Origin of the sequence: Nocardioides sp. CPCC 206347 (genome assembly GCF_048654605.1) — a bacterium.
GTDB lineage: Bacteria > Actinomycetota > Actinomycetes > Propionibacteriales > Nocardioidaceae > Nocardioides.
Map to the genome: position 1 here is coordinate 595,068 of NZ_JBMCYZ010000002.1, position 24,364 is coordinate 619,431.

At 70.1% G+C, this 24,364-nt stretch carries 25 protein-coding genes and 1 tRNA gene; 19 read left to right on the forward strand and 7 right to left on the reverse strand.

Annotated elements, in window-relative coordinates; genetic code table 11:
• Window positions 1–3: 3 nt before the first annotated feature.
• Window positions 4–891: a sterol desaturase family protein gene (locus ACOACQ_RS09245; protein WP_420288110.1), complete on the reverse strand. Its 888-nt coding sequence runs from the start codon at window positions 889–891 to the stop codon at window positions 4–6.
• Between the two features lie 66 nt (window positions 892–957).
• On the opposite strand from ACOACQ_RS09245, the gene ACOACQ_RS09250 reads away from it, so the two are divergent.
• Complete coding sequence (locus ACOACQ_RS09250; protein WP_420288111.1) at window positions 958–1,602, forward strand: TetR/AcrR family transcriptional regulator; 645 nt, start codon at window positions 958–960, stop codon at window positions 1,600–1,602.
• Here the strand turns inward: ACOACQ_RS09250 and ACOACQ_RS09255 are convergent, their stop codons facing one another.
• The gene (locus ACOACQ_RS09255) at window positions 1,603–1,998 is read right to left on the reverse strand and encodes a YidH family protein (protein ID WP_378598240.1); all 396 of its coding nucleotides are present in this window, start codon (window positions 1,996–1,998) and stop codon (window positions 1,603–1,605) included.
• Between the two features lie 144 nt (window positions 1,999–2,142).
• On the opposite strand from ACOACQ_RS09255, the gene eno reads away from it, so the two are divergent.
• From eno to ACOACQ_RS09295, 8 genes are all read left to right on the forward strand, one after another.
• On the forward strand, window positions 2,143–3,420 hold the full coding sequence (gene eno / locus ACOACQ_RS09260; RefSeq protein WP_378598242.1) for a phosphopyruvate hydratase: 1,278 nt from the start codon (window positions 2,143–2,145) through the stop codon (window positions 3,418–3,420).
• Between the two features lie 14 nt (window positions 3,421–3,434).
• On the forward strand, window positions 3,435–4,034 hold the full coding sequence (locus ACOACQ_RS09265) for an FtsB family cell division protein (protein ID WP_378598244.1): 600 nt from the start codon (window positions 3,435–3,437) through the stop codon (window positions 4,032–4,034).
• Window positions 4,031–4,546, forward strand: a complete 516-nt coding sequence (locus ACOACQ_RS09270) for a DUF501 domain-containing protein (RefSeq protein WP_378598246.1) — start codon at window positions 4,031–4,033, stop codon at window positions 4,544–4,546. The genes ACOACQ_RS09265 and ACOACQ_RS09270 overlap by 4 nt, the downstream gene beginning before the upstream one ends.
• Window positions 4,539–5,456, forward strand: a complete 918-nt coding sequence (locus tag ACOACQ_RS09275) for an exopolyphosphatase (RefSeq protein WP_420288112.1) — start codon at window positions 4,539–4,541, stop codon at window positions 5,454–5,456. The genes ACOACQ_RS09270 and ACOACQ_RS09275 overlap by 8 nt, the downstream gene beginning before the upstream one ends.
• Window positions 5,457–5,528: 72 nt before the next feature.
• Window positions 5,529–6,896 (forward strand): hypothetical protein, encoded by a 1,368-nt coding sequence (locus ACOACQ_RS09280; RefSeq protein WP_420288113.1) that lies wholly within the window; start codon window positions 5,529–5,531, stop codon window positions 6,894–6,896.
• 26 nt (window positions 6,897–6,922) lie between these two features.
• Window positions 6,923–7,447 (forward strand): glycine cleavage system protein R, encoded by a 525-nt coding sequence (locus ACOACQ_RS09285; protein ID WP_420288114.1) that lies wholly within the window; start codon window positions 6,923–6,925, stop codon window positions 7,445–7,447.
• Window positions 7,444–8,010: a peptide deformylase gene (locus ACOACQ_RS09290; protein WP_420288115.1), complete on the forward strand. Its 567-nt coding sequence runs from the start codon at window positions 7,444–7,446 to the stop codon at window positions 8,008–8,010. The genes ACOACQ_RS09285 and ACOACQ_RS09290 overlap by 4 nt, the downstream gene beginning before the upstream one ends.
• A 25-nt stretch (window positions 8,011–8,035) precedes the next feature.
• Window positions 8,036–8,112: transfer RNA gene (locus ACOACQ_RS09295), tRNA-Leu, on the forward strand.
• Between the two features lie 14 nt (window positions 8,113–8,126).
• Here ACOACQ_RS09295 and ACOACQ_RS09300 read toward each other — a convergent pair.
• Entirely contained in the window at window positions 8,127–8,420 is a 294-nt protein-coding gene (locus ACOACQ_RS09300) for an antibiotic biosynthesis monooxygenase (protein WP_420288116.1), read from the reverse strand.
• An 86-nt stretch (window positions 8,421–8,506) separates the two neighbouring features.
• Between ACOACQ_RS09300 and ACOACQ_RS09305 the strand changes: the two genes are divergently transcribed.
• The 4 genes from ACOACQ_RS09305 (at window position 8,507) to ACOACQ_RS09320 (ending at window position 12,765) form a co-directional block, all read left to right on the forward strand.
• Window positions 8,507–9,457 carry a helix-turn-helix transcriptional regulator gene (locus ACOACQ_RS09305; RefSeq protein WP_420288117.1) on the forward strand — a complete coding sequence of 317 codons (951 nt, stop codon included), beginning with the start codon at window positions 8,507–8,509 and terminating at the stop codon, window positions 9,455–9,457.
• A 47-nt stretch (window positions 9,458–9,504) separates the two neighbouring features.
• On the forward strand, window positions 9,505–10,218 hold the full coding sequence (locus tag ACOACQ_RS09310; protein ID WP_378598260.1) for a class I SAM-dependent methyltransferase: 714 nt from the start codon (window positions 9,505–9,507) through the stop codon (window positions 10,216–10,218).
• Between the two features lie 47 nt (window positions 10,219–10,265).
• Window positions 10,266–11,792 (forward strand): cellulase family glycosylhydrolase, encoded by a 1,527-nt coding sequence (locus tag ACOACQ_RS09315; RefSeq protein WP_420288118.1) that lies wholly within the window; start codon window positions 10,266–10,268, stop codon window positions 11,790–11,792.
• A 97-nt stretch (window positions 11,793–11,889) separates the two neighbouring features.
• A complete protein-coding gene (locus ACOACQ_RS09320; protein WP_420288119.1) occupies window positions 11,890–12,765 on the forward strand; it encodes a Bax inhibitor-1/YccA family membrane protein in 876 nt (291 codons plus the stop codon).
• 12 nt (window positions 12,766–12,777) lie between these two features.
• On the opposite strand, the gene ACOACQ_RS09325 is transcribed toward ACOACQ_RS09320, so the two are convergent.
• Window positions 12,778–13,851, reverse strand: a complete 1,074-nt coding sequence (locus ACOACQ_RS09325) for an SGNH/GDSL hydrolase family protein (protein WP_378598268.1) — start codon at window positions 13,849–13,851, stop codon at window positions 12,778–12,780.
• 36 nt (window positions 13,852–13,887) lie between these two features.
• Here ACOACQ_RS09325 and ACOACQ_RS09330 point away from each other — a divergent pair, with 36 nt between their 5' ends.
• The 4 genes from ACOACQ_RS09330 to ACOACQ_RS09345 are packed head-to-tail and all read left to right on the forward strand — an operon-like array spanning window position 13,888 to window position 20,307.
• Window positions 13,888–15,273 carry a cystathionine beta-synthase gene (locus ACOACQ_RS09330; protein WP_420288120.1) on the forward strand — a complete coding sequence of 462 codons (1,386 nt, stop codon included), beginning with the start codon at window positions 13,888–13,890 and terminating at the stop codon, window positions 15,271–15,273.
• Between the two features lie 53 nt (window positions 15,274–15,326).
• The gene (locus ACOACQ_RS09335; RefSeq protein ID WP_378598272.1) at window positions 15,327–17,114 is read left to right on the forward strand and encodes an HSP90 family protein; all 1,788 of its coding nucleotides are present in this window, start codon (window positions 15,327–15,329) and stop codon (window positions 17,112–17,114) included.
• Window positions 17,111–19,801, forward strand: coding sequence for a tetratricopeptide repeat protein (locus ACOACQ_RS09340; RefSeq protein WP_378598274.1), 2,691 nt, complete (start codon window positions 17,111–17,113; stop codon window positions 19,799–19,801). The genes ACOACQ_RS09335 and ACOACQ_RS09340 overlap by 4 nt, the downstream gene beginning before the upstream one ends.
• Window positions 19,802–19,821: 20 nt before the next feature.
• Window positions 19,822–20,307 carry a GNAT family N-acetyltransferase gene (locus ACOACQ_RS09345; protein WP_420288121.1) on the forward strand — a complete coding sequence of 162 codons (486 nt, stop codon included), beginning with the start codon at window positions 19,822–19,824 and terminating at the stop codon, window positions 20,305–20,307.
• Window positions 20,308–20,341: 34 nt separating this feature from the next.
• On the opposite strand, the gene ACOACQ_RS09350 is transcribed toward ACOACQ_RS09345, so the two are convergent.
• Together ACOACQ_RS09350 and ACOACQ_RS09355 are read right to left on the reverse strand one after the other, a co-directional pair.
• Window positions 20,342–21,187: a metal-dependent hydrolase gene (locus ACOACQ_RS09350; RefSeq protein ID WP_420288122.1), complete on the reverse strand. Its 846-nt coding sequence runs from the start codon at window positions 21,185–21,187 to the stop codon at window positions 20,342–20,344.
• Window positions 21,188–21,196: 9 nt separating this feature from the next.
• On the reverse strand, window positions 21,197–22,012 hold the full coding sequence (locus ACOACQ_RS09355; protein WP_420288123.1) for a GNAT family N-acetyltransferase: 816 nt from the start codon (window positions 22,010–22,012) through the stop codon (window positions 21,197–21,199).
• Between the two features lie 243 nt (window positions 22,013–22,255).
• Here ACOACQ_RS09355 and fdxA point away from each other — a divergent pair, with 243 nt between their 5' ends.
• Together fdxA and dapC are read left to right on the forward strand one after the other, a co-directional pair.
• Window positions 22,256–22,585: a ferredoxin gene (fdxA, locus tag ACOACQ_RS09360; protein ID WP_378598284.1), complete on the forward strand. Its 330-nt coding sequence runs from the start codon at window positions 22,256–22,258 to the stop codon at window positions 22,583–22,585.
• Between the two features lie 8 nt (window positions 22,586–22,593).
• A complete protein-coding gene (gene dapC, locus ACOACQ_RS09365; protein ID WP_378598286.1) occupies window positions 22,594–23,718 on the forward strand; it encodes a succinyldiaminopimelate transaminase in 1,125 nt (374 codons plus the stop codon).
• On the opposite strand, the gene ACOACQ_RS09370 is transcribed toward dapC, so the two are convergent.
• On the reverse strand, window positions 23,697–24,281 hold the full coding sequence (locus ACOACQ_RS09370) for a hypothetical protein (RefSeq protein WP_420288124.1): 585 nt from the start codon (window positions 24,279–24,281) through the stop codon (window positions 23,697–23,699). The genes dapC and ACOACQ_RS09370 overlap by 22 nt on opposite strands.
• Between the last annotated feature and the right edge of the window lie 83 nt (window positions 24,282–24,364).

Genomic DNA, 24,364 nt, shown 5'->3' on the forward strand with positions numbered 1-24,364 from the left:
CGGCTACACCGACGCCTTCCGGGCGGCCGACGGCTCCCATCCGGGCGGGCCGAACAGGTAGCCCGCCTTGTCGCGCCAGTTGTCGGCGGCCCGGACGTTGCGGGTGATCTGTGCGTAGTCGCCGTACTGGAGCTTGAGCAGGTTGTAGGTCTCGACCTTCTTGGTCAGGCCGTACGTCGGGCGGTGCAGCTCGGGCTGGAAGGTGCCGAACATGCGGTCCCAGATGATCAGCATTCCGGCGTAGTTCTTGTCGAGGTACTCCGGGTCGGACCCGTGGTGCACCCGGTGGTGCGAGGGCGTGTTGAACACCAGCTCGATCGGCCGCGGCAGCTTGCCGATGGTCTCGGTGTGCACGAAGAACTGGAAGATCAGGTTGAAGCCGAAGGCGACGTAGATCGTCCACGGCGAGAAGCCGAGGAAGGGCAGCGGCAGCCAGAAGAAGAACTCGAACCAGGGGTTCCACTTCTGGCGCAGCGCCGTCCCGAAGTTCATGTACTCGCTCGAGTGGTGGGCCTGGTGGGCCGCCCAGCCGACGTTGACGCGGTGCACGAAGCGGTGTGAGAGGTAGAAGCCGAGGTCGACGCCGAGCAGCACCAGGGGCCAGTACCACCACGCGTCGGTGGGCAGGTGGAACGGCGCCAGGTGCACGAAGGCCAGGGAGTAGACGAGGAACGAGCCGACCTTGAACAACAACGTGAAGACCAGGGAGATCAGTCCCATGGACAGGCTGGTGCGGGTGTCCTTGCCGAGGTAGCCGGTCGGGGGCTGGCCGGTGACGGGATCGTCGTGGTCGAGCCACTTGAGAGCGGCGAGCTCGATGAGAAGGGTGAGCAGGAAGAACGGGATCGCGTAGGTGACCGGGTTCTTCATCGGATCGAGCAGGTTCTCCATGACGTCTCCTTGATGTGACTCGGGAGTAAGTTACCACGAAGTCAATTCATCGGCTAGGGTCGGGACATGAGCTCCGCCACGTCGGCCAACGCGTCGGCACGCCGCTCCGGCACCAAGGGCGTTGCCCGCGCGGATCGCGAACAGCAGATCCTCGACGTGGCGGGCCGGGTCTTCGCCGAGCACGGCTTCACCGCCACGTCGGTCGCCGACATCGCGGATCAGGCCGGGATCTCCAAGCCACTGATCTACAACTACTTCGGTTCCAAGGACGGTCTCTTCGAGCGCTGCCTGCAGGTCGCCTCGGAGCTGCTGGTCGCCGAGATCGAGCGGACCGCGCAGCTGGACGTCGTCGGCATCGACCGTGCGCTGGCCACGCTGGATGGCGTGTTCAAGGTGCTGGCGGGCCGTCCGTGGATGTGGCGCATCGCCAACGACCCGACCGCCCCGGAGATCGGCCTCGCCCTCCTCGGCTCCTACCGGCGCCGGCTGGAGGACATCGCGATCGTCGGGGTCGGCCAGTTGCTCACGCTCGCCGGGGACCACGACCCGCTCGACCTCGAGGCGTTGACGGCGGTGTGGAGCAGCGTGTTCAGCGCACTCGTCACCTGGTGGATCGAGCATCCCGACGTGACGCCCGAGGAGATGACCTCCCGGTGCGGTCGCCTGTTCGGCGTCGTCTTCGGTGTCGTGCCGGAGTCGCCCGGCGCCTGATCAACGGCCGAGCACGCCCGCCACCAGGGCAGCGGCCAGCAGGACGCCGAGCGACAGCAGGAACACCAGCCCGCCGGTGAAGCCCGGTCGCGGTCCGCCGGTGCGAAGCGCGATCTCCATCCGGCTCCACCGGTGCCAGCCGACGCCGAGCGCCGCGGCGCTGACCGTGAGCAGGCCCAGGGACAGCAGTACCCGGGACGTGGTCGAGAACTCCAGTGCCGGTGAGGCGACCGCGACAGCGCCCGCCACCAGGGCGAGCGAGGTACGCACCCACGCCAGGAAGGTGCGCTCGTTCGCAAGCGAGTCGCGGGCCTCGGCGTCCACGCCGACGTCGTACACGCGGTGGGGGCGACGCGGCGTCGGGGGCGGCTGTGCTGGGGTGTCGGACGAGGGCACAGGGCCAGCATGGCGGCTCCGGGCGTCGTACGTCCGGGGAACGCCCGGTGGGTGCTGCCCGGTCTGGTGCCCGGTGCGGTCTAGGCTGACGTGGACGACACCGTCCCCCGTCAGCACCGTCCCAGCACCTCAGGAGCAGTACACGTGGCAGCGATCGAAGCCGTCGGAGCCCGCGAGATCCTTGATTCGCGCGGCAACCCCACCGTCGAGGTCGAGGTCCTTCTCGACGACGGATCCTTTGCGCGTGCGGCGGTGCCGAGCGGCGCCTCCACCGGCGCCTTCGAGGCGGTCGAGCTCCGCGACGGCGGCGAGCGGTACGCCGGCAAGGGCGTCGAGCAGGCGGTCCTGGCCGTCATCCAGAAGCTCGGCCCGGCCATCGAGGGACTCGACGCGGCCGACCAGCGCCTGATCGACCAGACCATGCTCGAGATCGACGGCACGCCCAACAAGGCGACCGTCGGCGCGAACGCGATCCTCGGTGTCTCGCTGGCCGTGGCCCGCGCTGCCGCGGACTCCGCGCAGCTGCCGCTCTACCGCTACGTCGGCGGACCCAACGCGCACCTGCTGCCCGTGCCGATGATGAACATCCTCAACGGTGGTGCGCACGCCGACACCAACGTGGACATCCAGGAGTTCATGATCGCGCCGATCGGTGCGCCGACCTTCCGTGAGGCCCTGCGGATGGGCACCGAGGTCTACCACGAGCTCAAGGCGGTGCTGAAGAGTCGTGGACTGGCCACCGCCGTCGGCGACGAGGGTGGCTTCGCGCCCGACCTCGAGTCCAACCGGGCGGCGCTCGACCTGATCGCCGAGGCGATCGGCAAGGCCGGCTACGTCCTGGGCAAGGACATCGCGCTCGCGCTCGACGTCGCCGCGTCCGAGTTCTGCGAGAACGGCTCCTACACGTTCGAAGGCGCGCAGAAGACGGCAGCCGAGATGACGGCCTACTACGCCGAGCTCGTCGCGGCGTACCCGATCGTCAGCATCGAGGACCCGCTGGACGAGGACGACTGGGACGGCTGGAAGGCCATCACCGACGAGCTCGGCACCAAGACCCAGCTCGTCGGCGACGACCTGTTCGTCACCAACGTCGAGCGGCTGCAGCGCGGCATCACGGGCGGCCAGGCCAACTCGCTGCTGGTGAAGGTCAACCAGATCGGCTCGCTCACCGAGACCCTGGACTCCGTCGAGCTCGCCCAGCGCAACGGCTACCGCTGCATGATGAGCCACCGTTCGGGCGAGACCGAGGACACCACGATCGCCGACCTCGCGGTCGCGACGAACTGCGGCCAGATCAAGACCGGCGCCCCGGCCCGGTCCGAGCGGGTCGCCAAGTACAACCAGCTGCTGCGCATCGAGGACGAGCTCGGTGACGCTGCCCGCTACGCCGGCGCTGCCGCCTTCCCCCGCTACCAGGGCTGAAGCCGGACCGACCCATGGCAGAGGAGCGCCGAACGTCCCGCAAGCCGGGCCGCCCCACCTCGGGTCGGTCCGGACCGCGGTACGCCGAGCGCCTCAAGGTCGAGCGCAAGCTTGCTGCGCGTGACCGGCAGGCCGCGCTCGACCGCGCCCGCGCGGAGCACCAGAAGAAGTCGCGGCTGACCGGCCGGGCGGCGATCCTGGTGCTCGTGCTGGCGGTGCTGGCCGTCTCCTACGCGTCGTCCCTGCGGGCCTACCTCCAGCAGCGCACCCACATCGAGGCGCTCGAGAGCCAGATCCTCGAGCGGGAGTCGAACATCGACGACCTCGAGAAGGAGAAGGAGCGCTGGCAGGACCCGTCGTACGTCGCCCAGCAGGCGCGCGCCCGCTTCGGGTACGTCGACCGGGGAGAGACCCCGTTCGTGGTCGTGGACGAGAACGGCGAGCCGCTGGATGCCTCGGCCGAGCTCGGCGACACCTCGACGGTCGAGGACCCGGATGCCCAGGTCTGGTACGAGGACGCGTGGGACTCGATGAAGATCGCCGGCAACCCGCCGACGAAGGTGCGTGCGCCCAAGGACAAGATCGAGGCGCCCAAGGAGGATCTGGACGAGTGACTGCCGCCAGCGACACCGATGTGGCCGTGATCGCGGCACAGCTCGGTCGGGTGCCGCGCGGGATCCACGCCATCGGGCATCGCTGCCCGTGCGGGAACCCCGACGTGGTCAGCACCGAACCGCGGCTGCCGAACGGGACCCCGTTCCCGACGACGTACTACCTCACCTGCCCGCGGGTGAACTCCCGGATCGGGACGCTCGAGGCGTCCGGGTTGATGAAGGAGATGCAGGACCGCCTCGGCACCGACCCCGAGCTCGCTGCGGCCTATCGGGCCGCGCACGAGGCGTACCTCGCCGACCGTGAAGCGATCCGTGTCTCCTGCGACCTGGAGGTGCCGGAGATCGAGGGCATCTCCGCGGGCGGCATGCCGGACCGGGTCAAGTGCCTCCACGTACTGGCTGGTCACTCGCTCGCCGCCGGGCCCGGCGTCAACCCGCTCGGCGACGAGGTGCTCGAGATCCTCGGCGACTGGTGGGCCAAGGGGCCGTGCGTCTCCGTCTCGGATGACTGACGTCATTGCCGCGATCGACTGCGGCACCAACACGATCAAGCTGCTGGTCGGCGACCCGGTCGGCGATCCCGCCGGAGTACGCCGCGAGAGCCGGATGATCCGGCTCGGCCAGGGCGTCGACGCGACCGGCCGGCTGGCTCCCGAAGCGCTGGAGCGGGCGTTCACCGCCATCGACGAGTTCGCCGGGATCATCCGCGAGGCGGGTGTCGAGCGGATCCGGTTCTGCGCGACCTCGGCGTCGCGTGATGCCGAGAACGCAGCCGAGTTCACCACGGGCGTCGTGGCCCGGCTCGGGGTCGAGCCCGAGGTGCTGACCGGGCTGGAGGAGGCGCGGCTGGCCTTCGGCGGCGCGGTACGCGGCCTTGCGGGGTCCGACCTCGCCTCGCCGGCGCTGGTCGTCGACGTAGGTGGCGGTTCGACCGAGCTCATCCTGGGGGACCTGGCGACCGGCCCCACGGCTGCACACTCCATGGACATCGGCTCCGTCCGCCTCCACGAACGACACGTCCGGCACGACCCGGTCACGGCCGACGAGATCGCCGCGATCGTCGCCGACATCGACGCTGCGCTGGACGCGTCGCCCGTCGACCCCGCGGTCGCGGCCGTCGTGATCGGCGTCGCGGGCACGAACACGACCATCGCGGCCGGAACCCTCGGCCTGGCCGCCTACGACCGGAACCTGATCCACGGCCAGGTCCTGCCCGTCAGCGACGTGCAGGCGCTCGTCGACCGACTGCTGGCCATGACGGTCGCGCAACGCCGCGACCTGGGCTGGATGCACCCGGGCCGGGCCGACGTGATCGACGCCGGAGCCCTCATCGTCTCGCGCGTCCTTGCCCGCGTCTCCGTCGGCTCGATGACGGTGGCGGAGACGGACATCCTCGACGGCATCGCCTGGTCGCTGGTCTGAGTTGCTGGTCTGAATCGACCCAATCTGGGTGTTCGTCTGACGCCGGGGCAGAGTCGTCCTAGCGTGCGAACCATGGCGCAGTCGATCGACGGCATCGTGCTCGAACGCATCCTCGCGACGGGTGCCCGGTTCACCGAGCCGCAGGTGTTCGGTGTGGCGGACGGCATGTTGACCGGCCTGACCCAGATGCACGGCACTGGAGCGGTCCACGGCCGGCTCGGACCCCACAGTGTCCTGCTGACCGCCGAGGGTGGCGTGTGGATCTTCGGTGCAGCGGAACCGAGCCAGGCCTACGCGGCACCGGAGCTGCTCGTCGGCCAGCAAGCAGGCCCGGCCAGCGATGTCTTCGCGGCGGCGGCCGTCATTGCGCACCTGGTCCGCGGGGCGGTGGTCCTGCCGCCGACGGCGGCCGACCTGGATCCTGCCTTCGCCTGGTTGCTCGGCCCCGCACTCTCCGTCGACCCCGCCGCCCGGCCCCCGGCCGGTGCCGCGCTCGAGGCGCTCCGGGCCCTCGCCGAGTCCCGGCACGGCCCGGACTGGCGACGACTGGCCGTTCTCGGAGGCCTCGGGACCGGCCTCGCGGCGACATCGGTCGTGGTGCTGGCGGGTTCCAGCTCGGCCGCCACGGGCGCCGCAGCGGCAGGCGGGATCGCCGCGACCGGGGTCGCCACCGGCATCGGGGGTACGACGGCGGGCGGTGCGGCCGCGGGTGGCATGGCCGGCGGCGGAGTGGCTGCCGGTGGTGCTGCGGGTGGTGTGGTGGGCGGCGGCACGGTCGGCGGTGGCGCCGGCCTGTCCACGGGGCTGATCGCCACGGTGGGTGGCGCGATCGCCGTCGGCGTCGTCGGCGCGACAGCAGCGGTCGTCGTACTAACGGGGGGAGGGTCGACCGAGCAGCACGAACTGCCGGCCACCGCAGACATCTACCTGGCCGGTGCCGACGACGGCGCCGAGGCGGCCATCAGCGACGCCGGTACGCGACCGTTGAAGATCGACCTCGACGGGGCAGGCACGGTGCGCTTCCCGTCGGTGTCCGGAGAGCTCGGCGCCTGCGACGGCTGTGCACCGGAGTCGGTGGACGGCGGCAACGAGACCTTCGCCAACACCAACCTGTCCGCGCTCAACGGGATCAGCGGCGTCCTCCACGAGGACCGCACCCTGTTCCTGGTGGGTGTGTTCCTCGGGGACGGGGATCCCGACCAGGACGACCAGGTCGACCTCAGTGACGCGGACTCCGAAGCGACCCAGGAGCCGGCCGTCGGCGAGGTGTTCTTCATCGGTGACGGCGAGACGGACGACGGGGACGAGCAGGAGATCGTCGTACCGGACGGAGCGGAGACGCTCTACCTCGGCTTCGCCGACGGCTTTGCGTTCCAGGGTGTCCCGGGCGCGTACGGCGACAACTCGGGCAGCGTCGACGTCGAGGTCACCCTCGACTGAGGCCCGGCTACTGGAATGATGACGGCGTGAGCACCGACCTCTTCGCCGTCACCGTCCTCGGCCACGACCGTCCCGGCATCATCGCGGCCACCACGGCCGGCCTTGCCGAGCTCGGGCTCAACATCGAGGACACGACGATGACCCTGCTGCGGGGCCACTTCTCGATGATGCTGCTGTGCCGCGGCGCGGCCGGCGGGGCGGAGATCGAGGCGGCCCTCGCGCCCCTGGCCGAAGGTGGCGACCTCGATGTCGCCGTGCGGCCGGTGACCGACGAGCCGTCGCACGCCAGCGGTGGCAGCCAGTGGGTGCTGACCGTCCACGGCGGCGATCGTTCGGGCATCGTCTCGGCCATCGTGGGCGAGGTGGCAGCCGTCGGCGGCAACATCACCGACCTGACCACGCGCCTTGCAGGCGACCTGTACCTGCTCGTGGCCGAGCTCGACCTGCCGTCCGACGTCGACGAGCCTGCGCTCGGCGCCACGATCCGTGCGGCCGCTGCCGAGCTTGGCGTGACCGCGACGCTGCGTCCTGTCGAGGCCGACGAGCTGTGAGCACGGAGGAAGGGACCGCGCGACTGACTGCGTGGTCCGAAGCCGAGCTCGGCATCGAGGGCGACGTCCGCGACGTCGTCCGCGCGCCCGCGGGAGTGCTGTCTGCGCGCGGCGCCGACGTCGACCCGACGGCACCCGACATGGTGCAGCTGGCCGCCGACCTGGTCGCCACGATGCGGGTCAGCCCCGGCTGCGTGGGCCTGGCCGCCAACCAGGTGGGTGTCGGCGTGCGGATGTTCTGCGTCGACGTCACCGACCACCCCAAGGCGCGCACCCTGCACGGCACGTTCGTGCTCTGCAACGCCGAGGTGGTCGAGGCGAGCCGCAACGAGAAGGCCCGCGAGGGCTGCATGAGCGTGCCCGACTTCACCGGCGACGTGAAGCGCGGCTCGCGCCTCACCGTGCGCGGCCAGCTACCCCTCACCGGTGAGGAGGTCGAGTTCGCGACCGACGCCTTCGAGGCGCGCGCCCTCCAGCACGAGATCGACCACACCGACGGGCTGCTGTTCCTCGACCGGGTCGCCGGTGCCCACGCGATCTATCCTCGCCAGACGTACCTGTGACCAGCGCTGACCGCGCTGATTGCCCGCCCCCGTATCCCAACTGGCAGAGGAAGCCGACTTAAACTCGGCACAGTCTGGGTTCGAATCCCAGCGGGGGCACCAGCCGTACGCCGCACTCAGAAGGTCCGGGACTCGGCGAGAGTCAGGATCCGTGGCTCGGAATGCGTCACCAGTTGCTGCTGGGACTGCGGTGTCTGCCAGACCTTCAGCAACAGCTGGCTGAAGGCTTCGGCAGCGCCCTTCGAGTCGAAGTCGAGGTCGACGACCACCTCGTGCGGGTCGTCGGTGGACTGGGTGACGCGGTAGGACCGGACGCCGTTGTCGGCACGGAACCTGTCGAACTTGTCGAACGCCTGCTTCCACGCAGCGAAGTCGCGGACGGTGTTCTCGATGTGGAGTGTGGTGGTCATGCGGCAAGCCTGCGTGCCGGCAGCGCCCCGCAACATCCCCGAACCTGGGGATCCTGAGGGCCTTCGAACGGCCCTACGCTGCAGACGTGGACCTGATCGCGCGTGCCGAGCAGCACTGTCGGGCCGGGCTGTCCGATCGCGTGTTGCGCGAGCGCCTGCTCGAGACCGTGCGGTCGGTCGTGCCGTTCGACGCCCATGTCTTCGCCCTCACCGACCCGGTGACCGGCGTGGGGAGCTCGCCCCATGCCACGGTCCCGCCAGAAGCGATGGCCCAGCTGCGGGAGGTGATCCGGCGGCGTTACCTGGATCCGGACCTCGACGAGTGGCGCGGATGGCTCGGCAGGTTCGACGTCACCGATCTCGTCCGCGTGACCTTCGCGGACCGGTACGGCGCCTGGGGCTGGCTCGAGCTCTGGCGCACCGGCGGTGCACCGTTCGGGCCCGGGGAACGGGCCGCGCTCGAGGCCCTTCATCCCGTGGTGACGACCGGGCTGCGTGCCGCCGCGGCACGAACCTTCGTCGATCCCCGCGAGGACCTGGTGCCGCTGGAGCCGGGCATCGTGCTGCTCGACGACGACCTCCAGGTCCGGTCGCAGACCGATGCCGCCGCCGAGGCGCTGCTCCGCCTGCTGCCGCCGGAGGAACCGGTCCCGCCCGTACCCGCGGCGGCGTACAACGTCGGCGCGGCACTGCTCGCTCGCGAAGGGGCAGCCCGACCGTGGGAGCCCTCGGCCCGGGTGCACCTCGGAGCGAACCGCTGGGTCAGCGTGCGCGCGGCCCGGTTGGGTGCGGACATCGCGGTGTCGATCGGCCCGGCCACGGGCGCGGAGCGGACCGACCTCTTGGCGCGGGTGCACGGACTGTCCCCGCGGGAGACCGAGGTGCTCGGGCTGGCCGTGCACGGACTGGACTCGCGGGCCATCGCCGAGCGCCTGACCATCGCCCCGACGACCGCCGAGGACCACCTCCGCGCGCTCCTCGCGAAGACCGGCGCCGGGTCGCGCCAGGTCCTCCTGTCGCGCGCGCTCGGAATCTGACCGTGGCCCCTTGACTTCAGGTTGACCTGAAACGGGACAGTGTTCCCATGCGCCATCGCGAACACAGGCACGATCACCCGCACGACCACGAGCACTCGCACGACGAGGACCTCGAGACCCTCCGGCAGGCACTGAGCGCCGAGGCCTGGAACGAGCGGTACTCCGGCAGCGACCGCGTCTGGAGCGGCAAGCCCAACCAGCGCCTGGTCGAGCAGGCCATCGACCTCGATCCCGGGACCGCGCTCGACGTGGCCTGCGGCGAGGGCGGCGATGCCATCTGGCTGGCCCGGCAGGGTTGGGAGGTCACGGCTGTCGACGTCTCGGAGGTCGCCCTGGAGAAGGTCGCCACCCACGCGGAGGACGCCGGCGTCTCCAGTCACATCAAGATCGGCCTGTACGACGCCCTGCGCGACCCGCGCCCTGCGGGCCACCGCACCTTCGACCTCGTGACCGTGAGCTTCCTGCACGTCCCGATCCCCGACTTCACCGACATCTACCGCGGCATCGCCGAGGCGGTCGCTCCCGGCGGCCGGTTGCTGGTCACCGCACACCACCCTCACGACGTCGACTCGGGCGCCCGCCACTCGCACGGCGACGGGTTGCTGTTCGAGCCCGAGCGGGTGCTCGAGGCGCTCGGCGTGGATGCCAGCGACTCGCCGTGGACGGTGGAGGTCGCCGAGACGCAGGACCGTGAGCAGGCGATGCCCGAGGGCCCGATGAACGTGCGTGACACCGTGGTGCGACTGCGCCGCGCGGGTTGAGGACCGGCCCGAGGGTCACCTTCCTGCGGCCGCGTCGTTGAACGAGCGTGCGAACTGGAACACGTTCTATCGTCCTGGCGGCTGCGGTCGCCCTGCTCGCCGGCGCACTGACGGGCCTCAGCCCGGCGCGCGCCCAGGAGTCGGCACCGCTCGCGCAGCCAGCGGTCGTCGTACCGGCTCAGGCGGAAGCGGAGCCGGACCCCGTTCCCCAGCTGCGTCGCCAGGGGCGCTGGCTGGTGGACGAGCACGGACGGGTCGTCATCGTGCACGGCTTCAACCTGGTCTGGAAGCTCGATCCTTACGTGCCGCCGGACACCGCGGAGGGCTTCACCGAGGCCGACGCTAGGTGGCTCGCGCAGTACGGGTTCAACGGCGTACGGCTCGGCACCCTGTGGGCAGGACTGACACCGGACGCTCCCGGCGTCGGCGACCCGGCGTACCGCGACGGATGGCAGCGGGTGATGGACCTGCTCGCCGACCGCGGCATCTGGATGCAGCTCGACATGCACCAGGACCAGTGGCACGAGACCTACGGCGGCGAGGGCGTGCCGGACTGGGCGCTGCACCGGCCGAAGCTGTTGAGCCTGCTGCCGCCGGTCAACCTGCCGTTCCCGATGGGCTACTGGACGCCGGAGAACTCACTGGTCTTCGACGAGTTCTGGGCCAACAAGCACCACGGTGTGGACGACTGGGCAGCGGCGTGGCAGGTCGCGGCGGGTTGGTGGAAGGACCAGCCGCACCTGATGGGCTACGACCTGATGAACGAGCCGTGGATGGGCCTGGAGTGGCTCGCGTGCTTCACCGGCGGCTGCGAGAACGCCTACGTCAAGGAGCTCCAGCCGGCCTTCGAGAAGGTCACCCGGGCCATCCGCCAGGTCGACCCCGAGAACGTCGTCTGGTGGGAACCCCAGCAGCTCGCAGCCGGCCGGCAGGTACCGACCTACCTCCAGCCGATGGCGGGGGAGGACCAGCTCGGCTACTCGTGGCACAACTACTGCCAGGACGTGTTCCTGGAGTCGCAGGGCCTGCCCTTCGGCAACGTGGAGAACTGCTGGAAGTTCAGCCAGGAACGGACGACGACCGCGCTCGCCCAGGCCCGGAAGATCAACGCCGCCCCGATGATGAGCGAGTGGGGAGCCACCGACAACCTGCGCGCGATCGAGATCGACGCCGCGGTGGCCGACCGGAACCTGATGGGCTGGTCGCACTGGGCCTACAAGCAGTGGCAGGACCCGACGACCGCTGACGATGCCCAGGGGATGTTCCACGACGACACCGACTTCTCCTCGGTCAAGCAGGAGAAGCTGCGGCTGCTGGTGCGGACCTACGCGCAGGCGACCGCGGGGGAGCCGCTGGCGATGAGCTTCGACGCCACGACGGGGGCCTTCTCCTACCGGTACCGCGCCAGCGGGATCGCGGCGCCCACCGAGATCTTCGTCAGCCCCCTCCACTACCCCGACGGCTACCGCGTCGAGATCACCAACGGCACCTGGGAGACGGGCGAGGGCGGCCGGGTCCTGGTGCACCCTGTCGTGGTCGGCTCCGACGTCGTCGTCCAGATCACGGCACGCTGAAGGGCCCCGCGGGAACGTTCCTGCCCGGTTGGGCGTTTTCCCATCATCGAGCCGCCTAGACTGGCGGTACAGACGACAGCGTGACCAGACAGCCACCGTGGCAGTCCGGCAGACGCGCAAGCCTGCGGAGGAGATCATGCGCAGCAACAACCCGGTGTTCAACCGCTCGGAGGAGTTCAACCGCTCCGGCGCCGCCGCCTACCAGGGATTCGGCCAGCAGCAGTACGACGGCTACTCCCAGCCCGGTCACGTCACCACGGAGTCGCCGCAGGGCGGGCGCCGGATGACGATCGACTCGGTCGTCCAGTCCACCGCGATCACGCTGGCCGTCACGGTCGTCGTCGCCGCTGCCACGTGGTTCCTCACGCCTGACATCAACAGCGACGAAGCGATCGGCACGCTCAGCGCGGCGCTGATCATCGGTTCGGGTGCTGCGTTCATCCTGTCGCTGGTCAACTCGTTCAAGCGCGTCATCAGCCCGCCGCTGGTCATCGCCTTCGCCGTGGCCGAGGGTGTTGCCCTCGGTGCGCTGAGCAAGTTCTACGACGCGATGTTCCCCAGCGACCAGTTCGGCGGCGTCGTCGTCCAGGCCGTGGTCGGCACCTTCGCTGCGTTCGCGGGCACGCTCGCGGCGTACAAGTTCTTCGACATCAAGGTCGGCGACAAGTTCCGCACGTTCGTCATCGCAGCGATGTTCGGCATGGTGGCGCTCAGCCTCATGGAGGTCGTGCTCGGCCTGTTCGGCAACGGACTCGGCCTGTTCGGCTTCAGCACGATGGGCCTGATCTTCGCCATCGGTGGCCTCGTCCTCGGTGTTTTCATGCTGATCCTCGACTTCGACTTCGTCGAGCGGGGTGTGGCCGCTGGCCTCCCCGAGCGCGAGTCGTGGCGTGCGTCCTTCGGACTGCTCGTCAGCCTGGTCTGGATCTACACCAACCTGCTCCGGATCCTCGCGATCCTCCAGCAGGACTGATTCGCCCGGCGACTACGCGTCGCCGTCGACGGCCTCCGGCCCACCACTGGTGGGTGCGGAGGCCTTCGTCGTCTCGTGGGCCATTTCGTGGGCCTCGGGTGCCTCGCCGGGCACGTGCTGGCGGCTGCGGCGGTGCCGCAGCTCGACCCACAGGCCACGGACGCCGGCCCGGAGCCCGCCGATCTCGGTGCCGTCCAGCTCCGTGCCGGGCTCGTTGACGGCCTGGATCGCGGCCCGGCTGACCGGGAGCACGCCTTCGCCTCGGAACGCCTCGAGCTCGGTCTCGGCTGCGGGCACCTGTTCCAGTGCGGCCAGGACGGACGGGATGAGGACCCCCGCCAGCGCCTTGTAGCCCTCCACGGACGGGTGGAACTGGTCGGGACCGAACAGCAGAGCAGGGGCGGCCGCGAACTCCGGGCCGAGCACGTCGCCGAGCGAGACCGTGCGAGCACCGGCCTGGATCACGGCGATCGTCTGCGCCGCGGCGAGACGGCGTGACCACGCCCGGGCCACCTGGCGAAGCGGGGGAGCGATCGGCTGGACGGTGCCCATGTCGGGGCAGGTGCCGACGACGACCTTCGCCCCGGCATCCATCAGGCGTCGTACGCCCTCGGAGAGGTAGCGCACCGACTGGGAGGGCCGCATCGTGTGGGTGACGTCGTTGCCACCGATCAGGATCACGGTGACCTCGGGCTCGATCGGAAGTGCCCGGTCGACCTGGCGGGCGAGGTCGGAGGACTTGGCGCCGACGACGCAGAACTCCTTGAGGTAGACCCGCCGGTTGGCGTGCTCGGCGACGGCCGTGGCGATCAGTGCACCGGGCGTCTCCTCGACCCGGTCGACGCCGTAGCCCGCTGCGCTCGAGTCACCCAGCAGGGCGATCTTGATCGCCGGTCCGGGGCGGCCGCGGCCGTACCAACCGGTCGCGTCCGGCGGCGGTTCCTCGCGGGCCGGGCCGATCGTGCGGCGGGCGAGCTTGGCCTCGGCACTGAGGACGCCATAGAGACCGGCGCCGAGTGCGGACAGGCCACCTCCGCCGTAAAGGGCGGCGGCGGCCAGCTTGCGGGCGGCGGCGGCTTTGCTCACGCGCCAACCTTACGGAGCGGCGGCTACGGTGAGGCCATGGAGTACGTCGAGTCATTGCTGCAGCTCATCGGGAACACCCCGCTCGTCCGGTTGAACAAGTGCCTGGACCTGCCCGGTGACGGGCCGCTGGTCCTCGCGAAGGTCGAGTACCTCAACCCCGGCGGGTCCGTGAAGGACCGGATCGCGAGCCGGATGATCGAGGCGGCCGAGGAGTCCGGTGCCCTCAAGCCGGGCGGCACGATCGTGGAGCCGACGTCGGGCAACACGGGTGTCGGCCTGGCGATGGTCGCGCAGCAGAAGGGCTACAAGTGCATCTTCGTGTGCCCGGACAAGGTCAGTGAGGACAAGCGCAACGTGCTCAAGGCGTACGGCGCCGAGGTCGTCGTGTGCCCGACGGCCGTCGCACCCGAGCACCCCGACTCCTACTACAACGCGAGCGACCGACTGGCCTCGCAGCCGGGCGCCTGGAAGCCCGACCAGTACTCCAACCCGCACAACCCGCGCTCCCACTACGAGGAGACCGGCCCGGAGATCTGGCGCCAGACCGAGGGACGGATCACGCACTTCGTCACCGGCATGGGCACCGGCGGCACGATCAGCGGCGTCGGGCGCTACCTCAAGGAGCAGAACTCCGCGGTCGAGGTGGTCGGCTCCGACCCGGCCGGTTCCGTCTACTCCGGTGGCACCGGTCGCCCGTACCTGGTCGAAGGCGTCGGCGAGGACTTCTGGCCCGAGACCTACGACCGGGACGTCGCCGACCGGGTCATCGAGGTCTCCGACGCCGACTCGTTCGCCTTCACCCGGCGACTGGCCCGCGAGGAGCAGATGCTCGTCGGAGGCTCCTCCGGCATGGCGGCCTTCGCCGCACGTCAGCTGGCGCACGAGCTGGCCGCCGAGGGCAGGACCGACGCGATCATCGTGGTGCTGCTGCCCGACTCGGGCCGCGGCTACCTCAGCAAGGTCTTCAACGACGACTGGCTGGCGCAGTACGGCTTCAGCACCGGCCAGCCCGCCCCGGCCCGGACGGTCGGCGAGATCCTGCACGGCAAGACCGGGGGACTCCCTGCCCTGGTGCACACGCACCCGAACGAGACCATCGCCGAGGCCGTGGCCATCCTGCAGGAGTACGCCGTCTCGCAGATGCCGGTCGTGCGCGCCGAACCGCCGATCGTGGCCGCCGAGGTGGCCGGCTCGGTCTCCGAGCGGGCGCTGCTCGACGCCCTCTTCACCGGCAAGGCGAAGCTGACCGACCCGGTCGAGGCGCACATGTCGCCCGCGCTGCCGACGATCGGTTCGACCGAGGACGCAACCGACGCGGTGCCGCTGCTCGAGTCCGCCGACGCGGTCCTCGTGCACGAGGACGGCAAGCCGATCGGTGTGCTCACCCGGCACGACCTGCTGATGTTCCTCGCCCGCGGCTGACGCGGCCGTATTTCCGGAGACGCTCGACCACGAATGACGTAGCGTCACGCCGCGTGAGGGAGAGTTCGAACTTCCAGGTCGACCTGCGCGGCATCGTCGACCTGCTGAGCCACCACCTGTACACGAGCGAGCGTGTGTACATCCGGGAACTGCTGCAGAACGCCGTCGATGCCATCAGCGCGCGCCAGGCGATCGATCCGGACGTCGTCGGCCGGATCGAGATCGACACGGACGGCACGTCGCTGACCATCAGCGACAACGGGATCGGCCTCGCGCTCGACCAGGTCGGCGAGTTCCTGGCCACGATCGGCCGGAGTTCGAAGCGGGACGAATGGGGTTTCCAGCGAGAAGGATTCCTCGGACAGTTCGGTATCGGCCTGCTGTCCGCCTTCATGGTTGCCGACGAGGTGCGGGTGATGACCCAGCCCTCGGGCGAGGTGGCGACGCTCTGGATCGGATCGGCTGACGGCACCTGCGCGCAAGAGCCCACGAGTGACCGCGCCGGCACCGGGACCTCGGTCACCCTCGTCCCGATGCGAGGCGCCGACCACTGGTTCGCGCCGGCAACCGTGCGCGACCTCGTCGAGCTGTTCGGCGCGATGCTGCCCTTCGAGATCACCGTCAACGGCGAGGTCGTGGCCGGCAAGCAACTGCCCTGGGACCGCTCCCTGGGCGCCGGCGCACGGGCAGCGTCGATCGCCGGCTTCGCGCAGGACGTGCTCGGCTACACGCCCTTCGACGTGATCGACATCCAGGTGCCGGCAGCGGGTCTGGAGGGGGTGGCCGTCGTACTCCCGTTCGCGGCGAATCCGACCGAGCGAGGTACGCATCGCGTCTACCTCAAGTGGATGCTCCTCGCCGAGCATGCCGAGGGCCTCGTGCCCGACTGGGCGTTCTTCGTTCGCTGCGTCGTCAACACCACCCAACTGCGGCCCACCGCCAACCGGGAGGCGCTGTTCGACGACGGCCTCCTCGAGGACACGCGCCAGGCCATCGCCGAACAGTTGCGGGCATGGATGATCCGGCTCAGCACCACCCAGCCGGACAAGCTCCGGCGCTTCCTCGGCATCCACTACCTCGGTGTGCTGGCCCTGGCCCTGCACGATGACGACATGCTGCGGCTGGTCGATCGCTGGGTCGGGTTCGAGACGAACCAGGGTCGGATGACCCTCGCCGCCCTACGAGAGCGATTCGGAGCGATCCGGTACGTCCGGAGCACCGAGGAGTTCCGCGCCCTTGCCGCCGTGGCTGCGGCGCAGGACGTGACGGTGTTGAACGGTGGCTACACCTACGCCACCGACATCGTGGAGCGACTGCCGCAGGTGATCGAGGACGCGGAGGTCTCCGCGTTCGAACCGTCCGAACTCGCCACCAGGTTCGAGGCGCTCGATCCCGCGACCGAGCGCGGCATCCGCCAGTTCGTGGTGCTCGCGCAGGAAGCCATGGAGCCGGTGGGGTGCGAAGTGGTGGTGCGGTCCTTCGAGCCGGCCAGCCTTCCTGCACTCTTCCTCGTCGACAGTGACGCGGCTTTCGGCGCGGAGTTGCGCCGTACTCGCGATCAGGCGGACGGCCTGTGGGCCGGAGTGCTCGACGCCCTCGACGAGGGTCCTGAGCAGGAGACCCTGCCTCAGCTGGTCCTGAACCATCGCAGCCCGCTCGTGCGTCGGCTCACGACGATCGAAGACCCGACAGTGACCCGACTGACGGTCGAGGGGCTGTACGGACAGGCCCTCATGCAGGGCAACCACCCGATCCGGCCGGCCGATTCCGCGTTGATGAACCGCTCCTTCCTTGGCTTGCTGGAGCAGGCAGTTCCCCGAGAGAAGGGCACGGACTCATGACCGAGGACCTCCAGGACGCGTTGGCGCGCGCCGAGACCCTGCCTTACGGCAAGGGGCGGAACCGGGCGCTCGAAGCCGTCGCGCAACGAGCCGACGGCGTGGACCTCGATGTCGCCTTCGAGGCACGCGTCCTGTTGGCCCACGCCTACACGATGGGTGGCGAGCGGCGGAAGATGCCGATCCCCTTCGCCTGGTGCCTCGCCGAGTGGGACAAGGATCCGGCGCGTTTCGGACACCACCGCTTGATGTTGCTGTGGGCCTTCAAGTTCGTCCCGTCGACCCTGATCCGCTTCCCGGAGCTGTCGTTGGAGATGGCCCGCTCGACCCTCGATGACATGGAGCGTCGGTACCGGCAGGCCGGGCAGTCCATGCACGCGGTCCACATGTCCCGGCACCTGGTCGCCCGGCACGTGGGGGACGAGGAGGAAGCTGCCGAGCAGTTGCGGTTGTGGCTGGCTGCGCCGCGAGACGACCTGTCGGACTGCCTCGGCTGTTGCCCGAGCCATCAGGTCGAATACCTCACCCAACGCGGTCGGTACGCCGAAGCGGTGGCGCTCGCGCGGCCGGTACTCGCCGGCACGGTCACATGCTCCGAGCAACCGCAGGAGATGCAGGCCACCGCGCTCGAGGCGATGGTGGCCGAGGGGCTCCTCGAGGACGCCGCGCAGGCGCACCGGGCCAGCTACCGGCGCCACCGCGGCCGTGCTGCCGAGCTCGAGATGATCTCCCAGCACGTGCGGTTCTGCGCGTGCACCGGCAACGAGGTCCGGGCCCTGGAGATCGTCGATGCGCACCTGCCGCTGATCGACGATGCCGACTCTCCGCATGCCCGGATGGAGTTTGCGGCTGCCGCGGCTCACGCGCTGACCCGGATCGAAGCGATCGACAGCGGGCTGACGGTGCGCACCCGCGAGGGGAGGGTTCCCGTCGGTCATGCGGCAGCCGAGCTGGCTGCCCTTGCCACAGAACTGGGTGCTCGCTTCGACGAGCGCAATGGCACGACCAGTCGAGGCGCCCGCGTGCAACGTGTGCTGACACGCGAGCCGTGGATCGACTACCTCCCGCTGTCCCAGACCGCCGCCCGTGCCCACAGCGCTCGGGAGCGCATCCGGGAGCAGCAGGAAGCCCGCGGTACCGAGGCGCCCGCTGACGGTCCAGCGCCAGTGGATCTCTCGGAACTGCCGATCGACGAACTCCTGGATGCGGCCGATGCGGCGTGGTGGGACCGCGCGTTCGAGCGGGCCGGCGCGGCCTGGGACGCCTGGGATGCAGGGGTGTCGGCGGGGCGCCGTACTCCTGTGGAGAGCGCCCGGCTCGCGGAGGGACGTGCCTTGCAGTCGTGGGTGGCGGACGACTTCGACGCCGCCCTCGAGCAGTTCCGTGCAGTCCTCGTGCAGTACGACGAGGTGGGTGATGATCATCGCTCCGCGCGAACGCGGGCACGGATCTCGAGCGTCCTGGCGGAACGGGGCGAGATCGAGGAAGCACTCATCACCGGCGAGGCGCCGCTGCGAAACCTCATCGAGAACGACGTGGCACATCGGGCGGTCTGGGGGACGCGACTCGCGCGCCTGTTCCTCCTGTCGGATCGTGCCGAGGACGCCGACGCCGTGCTGAGGGGCGTGGTCGACGAAGAGCTGAGCGGTGATTCCCGGCTCGCGCACCTGTTCCTTTCGGGGGACATCGCTGTCGAGCTCGAGAAGTACGAAGAGGCGGTCGACCGTTACTCAGCCGTGGTGGACGCAGTCGACGACGGCCCGGCGCGGATCATGCCGTTGTGGCAGCGTGGGCGGGCACATCTGGCGATGGGGGCGGCGGCCAGCGCGGTCGACGACCTCATCGAGGCCGTCGCGCTGTTGTCGACGGTGGACCAGATGAACCCCGGTCTCCAGGCAGACCTGGCGGAGGCGTACCTCCGGGTGGGTGATGCCGAGTCGGCCGCCCACGCAGCCGAGGAGGCCATCGGTGTCCTGGATGACGCCGATCGCAGCCACCCCCGGGCGCGCTTGCTCGACGTACTCGTGCGCGCGAACGAAGTCCTCGGCGACTGGGACAACGCGCTGGACAGGGTGCGACTGTTGTTGCCGTTTGCCGTCGACCACGGAGAACCGGGATGGCACCTGCATCTCCTCGACCAGGAGGCGAACTTCCTGGAGAACCTGGAGCGCTGGACCGAGGCCGTGAGCAGTTGGAGCGCCGGTGCCGGCTTGGCCAGCGATGCCGGGTGGCCGCTCGACGCGGTGCGCTTCTGGAGGTGTGCTGCGGGTGCGGCCATCGTCGGTGAGGACCCTGAGAGGGCCGCCGCACTGCTCGACGCTGCCACCTCGGGCATCAACGACCTGGACCCGGCGGACCCCGGAGCGCGCTTCCATCGCGCGGGGATCTCGGTCCAGCGAGCCGAGATCGCCTTGGGCGCCGGGCGGCACGGGGACGCCCTGCAGTTGGCGGCGGAAGCGCAGGCGGGCTTCCTGGCCGTGGGCGAACCGGGTGCGGCGGCAGGTGCAGTGCTGCTGCGCCTCGACGCCGGTGCGGACGTGCCCGCCGAGGACCTCCGCGGCTTGTGGGATCAGCTGGAGCCGGACTCCAACCGGTGGTACCAGCTCGGCTACCGGCTGGCCGACGCGCTTCGCGACGAGGGAGCGGACTCGGATGCCGACGCGGTCGAAGGCCGTCTCGAACAGGAATGACGCACCGTACGATCGTGGGGATGCACCTCCCCGACGGCATCCGTGAAGCCAGGCCCGCAGACGTCCCCGACATCCTGCGCCTGATCCGCGAGCTCGCGGCCTACGAGCGCGAGCCCGACGCGGTCGCGACGACCGAGGAGTACCTGCACACCTGGCTGTTCGGCCCGGACCCGGTGGCGTCGGTGCTGGTGGCCGAGGCGGACGGTCGGGTCGTCGGGATCGCGCTGTGGTTCCGCACCTACTCGACGTGGACCGGTGTCCCGGGCATCTACCTCGAGGACCTGTACGTCGAGCCCGGGCAGCGTGGCGGCGGGCTGGGCAAGGCGTTGCTGGCTGCCCTCGCGCGGATCGCTGTCGACCGCGGCTACCAGCGCGTCGAGTGGGCCGTGCTCGACTGGAACACCCCGTCGATCGAGTTCTACGAGGCCCTCGGTGCGAGGCCGATGCAGGAGTGGACGACCTACCGGCTGACGGGCGACGCCCTGGGAGCCCTGGCCGAGCAGTAGGGCCGACCAGTAGACGGTGCGGATTCAAGCTGCGTCAGTGCAGGTGGTCGACCAGCGTGCCCCCAGGTCCGAACAGCTCGGCCGTCCAGCGCTCCAGAAGTGCTGTGTTGTCGTGGTCGTCAGGGTGGAATCCCGTGCGGAGGTAGTCGCGGAGCTGGCTGCGGACGTCGGCGGCCAGGAACGGCGAGGTCCGCAGCCGGAGCAGGCTGCGGAGGAGCCGGACCGGGTGGTAGGTCGCGCGGTCGCGAAGCATCGACAGCGCGGTGGCGATCACGACGAGCCCACCGAGCCCGAAGGTCTGGATCACGAAGCTGAGCTTGCGCACTCGTTCTGACCCACCCGTGGCGCGGTAGACGTCGAAAGCGACGGCCTTGTGCTCGGTCTCCTCCAGTGCGTGCCACAGCAGGATGTTGCGCACCTCGGTGTCGCCCAGCAGCCGCTGGGCCTCGGGTTTCGTGAGCAGGCACTCAGCCAGCGTCGCCGTGTAGTGCTCCAGTGCCGCCGTGTACGAGAGGCAGAGCCGGGCCGGAGCACGCCGGGTGGCATCGGCGAGCACTGCCTTCACGAACCGGGACACGCGGTGGGTGGGATAGCCCATCTCCTGGAGCCTCTGGTTGAGCTCGCGGTGCTCCCGGCCGTGCGTGACCTCCTGCCCGATGAATCCGCGCACCTGCTGCTTCAGCTCGCTGTCGCTGATGGCGTCGCCGTAGTGCCGCACCGATCGGACGAAGAAGTCCTCGCCCGGTGGAAAGGTCGCGGAGAGCACCGCGACGACGTGGCTCATCACGAGGTCGTCGTCCACGTAGTGCTGGCGCAGCGACCCCTGGGGGTAGCCGAAACGGATCCTGCGCACGGGGAGGTCGCGACCAGGGATGCCCATCTGGTGAGCCTACGACGACGAGGGCGGCCTGAGGTACCGGCAAGCGTGGTGCGGGGCCAGGCCCAGTGCCGCCCACAGTTCCTGTGCGCCGGGGTTGTCGGTCTCGACGTGCAGCCACGCCGTCATCGCCCCCTGTTCGGCACCCCACTCGAGGAGCTCGGAGACCACGGCGGTGGCCAGGCCCCGGCGGCGGTGGGTGGGGTCGACGGTCACGCCGTGCAGGCCGATCCAGTCGCCGTCGATCGCTGCGTGCCCTTCCGCGAGCGGGTCGCAGCCGGAGCCCACGCTCGCCACGGCCCGCGGACCATTGACCACGAGCTCCACCGGGCGGACGGGCGGCGGCAGCGATCGTCGTACACGGGAGACGGAGGCGAGCCAGAGCTCCGACTCCCCGTGGTCGAGGGGCTGCCATCCGGCGTCGCGGAAGGCGTCCTCCTCGGGTGACCCGACCTCGACCTGGGCCAGCGGGTCGCGGCCGCGCTCGGCGTAGAACTCCTCGATCGCGGCCAGGGCCCGCGGGAGAGCGAGGCCGGGGTCGCCCATGGCCAGGCACGAGTTGGCGCGCTTGAGGACGCGGCCGACGGGGGCGGGGTCGAAGCGCAGCTCCCAGCCGCCGAGGGCGACGCGTTCGACCGCGGGCCAGAGCGCTCCGGTGTGCGACTCCGCATCCCGCGCGCTGACGCGTTGCCGGATCGAGGGGCGCGGTGGCACCGGCTTGCCCGAGACGATGTCGGCGAGCGTGATGGTGACGGCGCCCCCGGTCTCGGGCTGGACGACGCAGACACCGTCGCCCCAGGCGACGCAGACGCCCAGGAGATCGGTCATGGCGGGACCCCCGGTCGGCCCGGTCTCGCCTCGGACGATCCGTCGTACGACGACCCGCTGGCCGACCACGTGCGGCCCGAGGGCGTGGCCGGTCGGAGGGTCTGCGGACGGATCTTGTCCAGAAGAGGAGGGTCTGCGCACGGAAGGCACGGTGGGGATACTAGGCTGACCCCCTGACACGAAAGTCTTTCGTGTCGCCCCGCAGTCTCCGAAGTTGAAGGCCCTGGTCCAGGAGGAACACCGATGACCTACATCATCTCGCAGCCGTGCGTTGACCTGAAGGACCGTGCGTGCGTCGATGAATGTCCGGTCGACTGCATCTACGAAGGCAAGCGGATGCTCTACATCCACCCCGACGAGTGCGTCGACTGTGGTGCGTGTGAGCCCGTGTGCCCCGTGGAAGCCATCTTCTACGAGGACGACGTCCCGGAGGAGTGGAAGGACTACTACGACGCCAACGTCAAGTTCTTCGACGACCTCGGCTCGCCCGGCGGTGCCGCCAAGATGGGTGAGATCGACAAGGACGCCGAGCTCGTCGCTGCGCTCGAGCCGCAGATCCACGACGAACACTGAGCACCTCAGTGGCTGAGCCGGTCTCGCGGCGGCTTCCCGACTTTCCCTGGGACCAGTTGACGCAGTACGCCGAACAGGCGCGCGCCCACACGGGCGGGATCGTCGACCTGTCGATCGGTACGCCGGTCGACCCGACGCCCGAGGTGGCCCGCGCCGCGTTGGCGGCTGCCGCGGACTCTCCCGGCTACCCGCTCACCATCGGGATCCCCGAGGTCCGCCAGGCGGTCGTGGACTGGCTGGCCGGCACCCACGGTGTCACCGGCCTGGGCCTCGACCAGGTGCTGCCGCTGATCGGGTCCAAGGAGTTCATCTCCACCCTGGCGGCCAACCTGGGCCTGGGCCCGGGCGACATCATCGGGTACCCGGCACTGGCCTATCCGACCTACGAGGTCGGTGCGGCGTACGTCGGCGCGACGTCGGTGGCGACCGATTCCCTGACCAGCTTCGGGCCCGAGACGCCGAAGCTGCTCTGGATCAACTCGCCGTCCAACCCGTCCGGCCGGGTGCTCCCGAAGGAGCACCTGAAGAAGGTCGTCGACTGGTGCCGCGAGCGGGGCGTGCTCCTCGTGTCCGACGAGTGCTACCTCGACTGCGTCTGGGAGGGCGAGGCAACCTCGGTCCTGCACCCCGACGTCTGCGGCGGATCGGCCGACGGCATCCTGATCGTCCACTCGCTGTCGAAGCGGTCCAACCTCGCCGGCTACCGCTGCGGGTTCGTCGCCGGTGACCGCGCAGTGATCGCCGAGCTGCTCGCCGTCCGCAAGAACCTCGGACTGCTGATGCCCGGCCCCACCCAGCGGGCCATGGCCGCCGTGCTCGGTGACGAGGCCCATGTCGCCGAGCAGCACGAGCGCTACCGCGCCCGTCGTACGAAGCTGCGCGCAGCGCTGGAGTCGGCCGGCTACACGATCGAGCACTCCGAGGCGTCGCTGTACCTCTGGACCACCAAGGGTCCCGACGGACCGGACTGCTGGGCGATGGTCGCCGACCTGGCCGCGCAGGGGATCCTCGTCGCGCCGGGTGCGTTCTACGGAACGGCCGGCGCGAAGCACGTGCGGGTGGCGCTCACGGCCACCGACGAGCGGATCGACGCTGCGGTGGCCCGCCTGACTCAGAGCCCGGATTCCCAGTAGAGGAAACCGGCAGCTCCACCTGCGTTGTAGCTGACCTTCTCGAGGGTGGCACCTTCGGGCACCAGGATGATCGAGCAGCCCGTGGCCGACTGTCCGGCCGCCACCTTCCGGGGCACCTTCGGGCAGGGGGCGAAGCCCTCACCGCTGAGATCGAGCAGGATCAGCGGAAGGATCAGGGTGTTGTCCTGGTCGCGCCCCGACATTCCCTGGATGTCGACCTCGACGTCCGCGTTGTTCTGGAACGTCACGTCGACGTAGAACGGCGTGGTCGCCGCCTCCTCGGGATCCAGCTCGAAGCCGGCGTCGGTCAGGTCCTTGATCGCCCCTTCCCGCACCGCGGTGACGGTGACCGTACCCGTGCCCTGCACGGTGTCCGCGCCGGAGGCCCGGAACTCGATGTCGACCGGCGTGCCGAGGGCCGCGGTCTTGACCTCGGGTACTCCGCCGCCGCCTCCGCCCCCGCCCCCGGACCCGTCGGTGCCGTCGTCACCGCCGCAGCCGACGAGCACGGGTGCCAGGAGGGCCAGCGCAGCAAGGGCGACTCGGGCCGTGGAGGTGTCCATGGTGGTGTCCTTCCGGGATGCCCGAGATCCATTCCCGATGGTGGCACCAACGACGCCGACGCGCATCAGTCCGGTGCCGACTT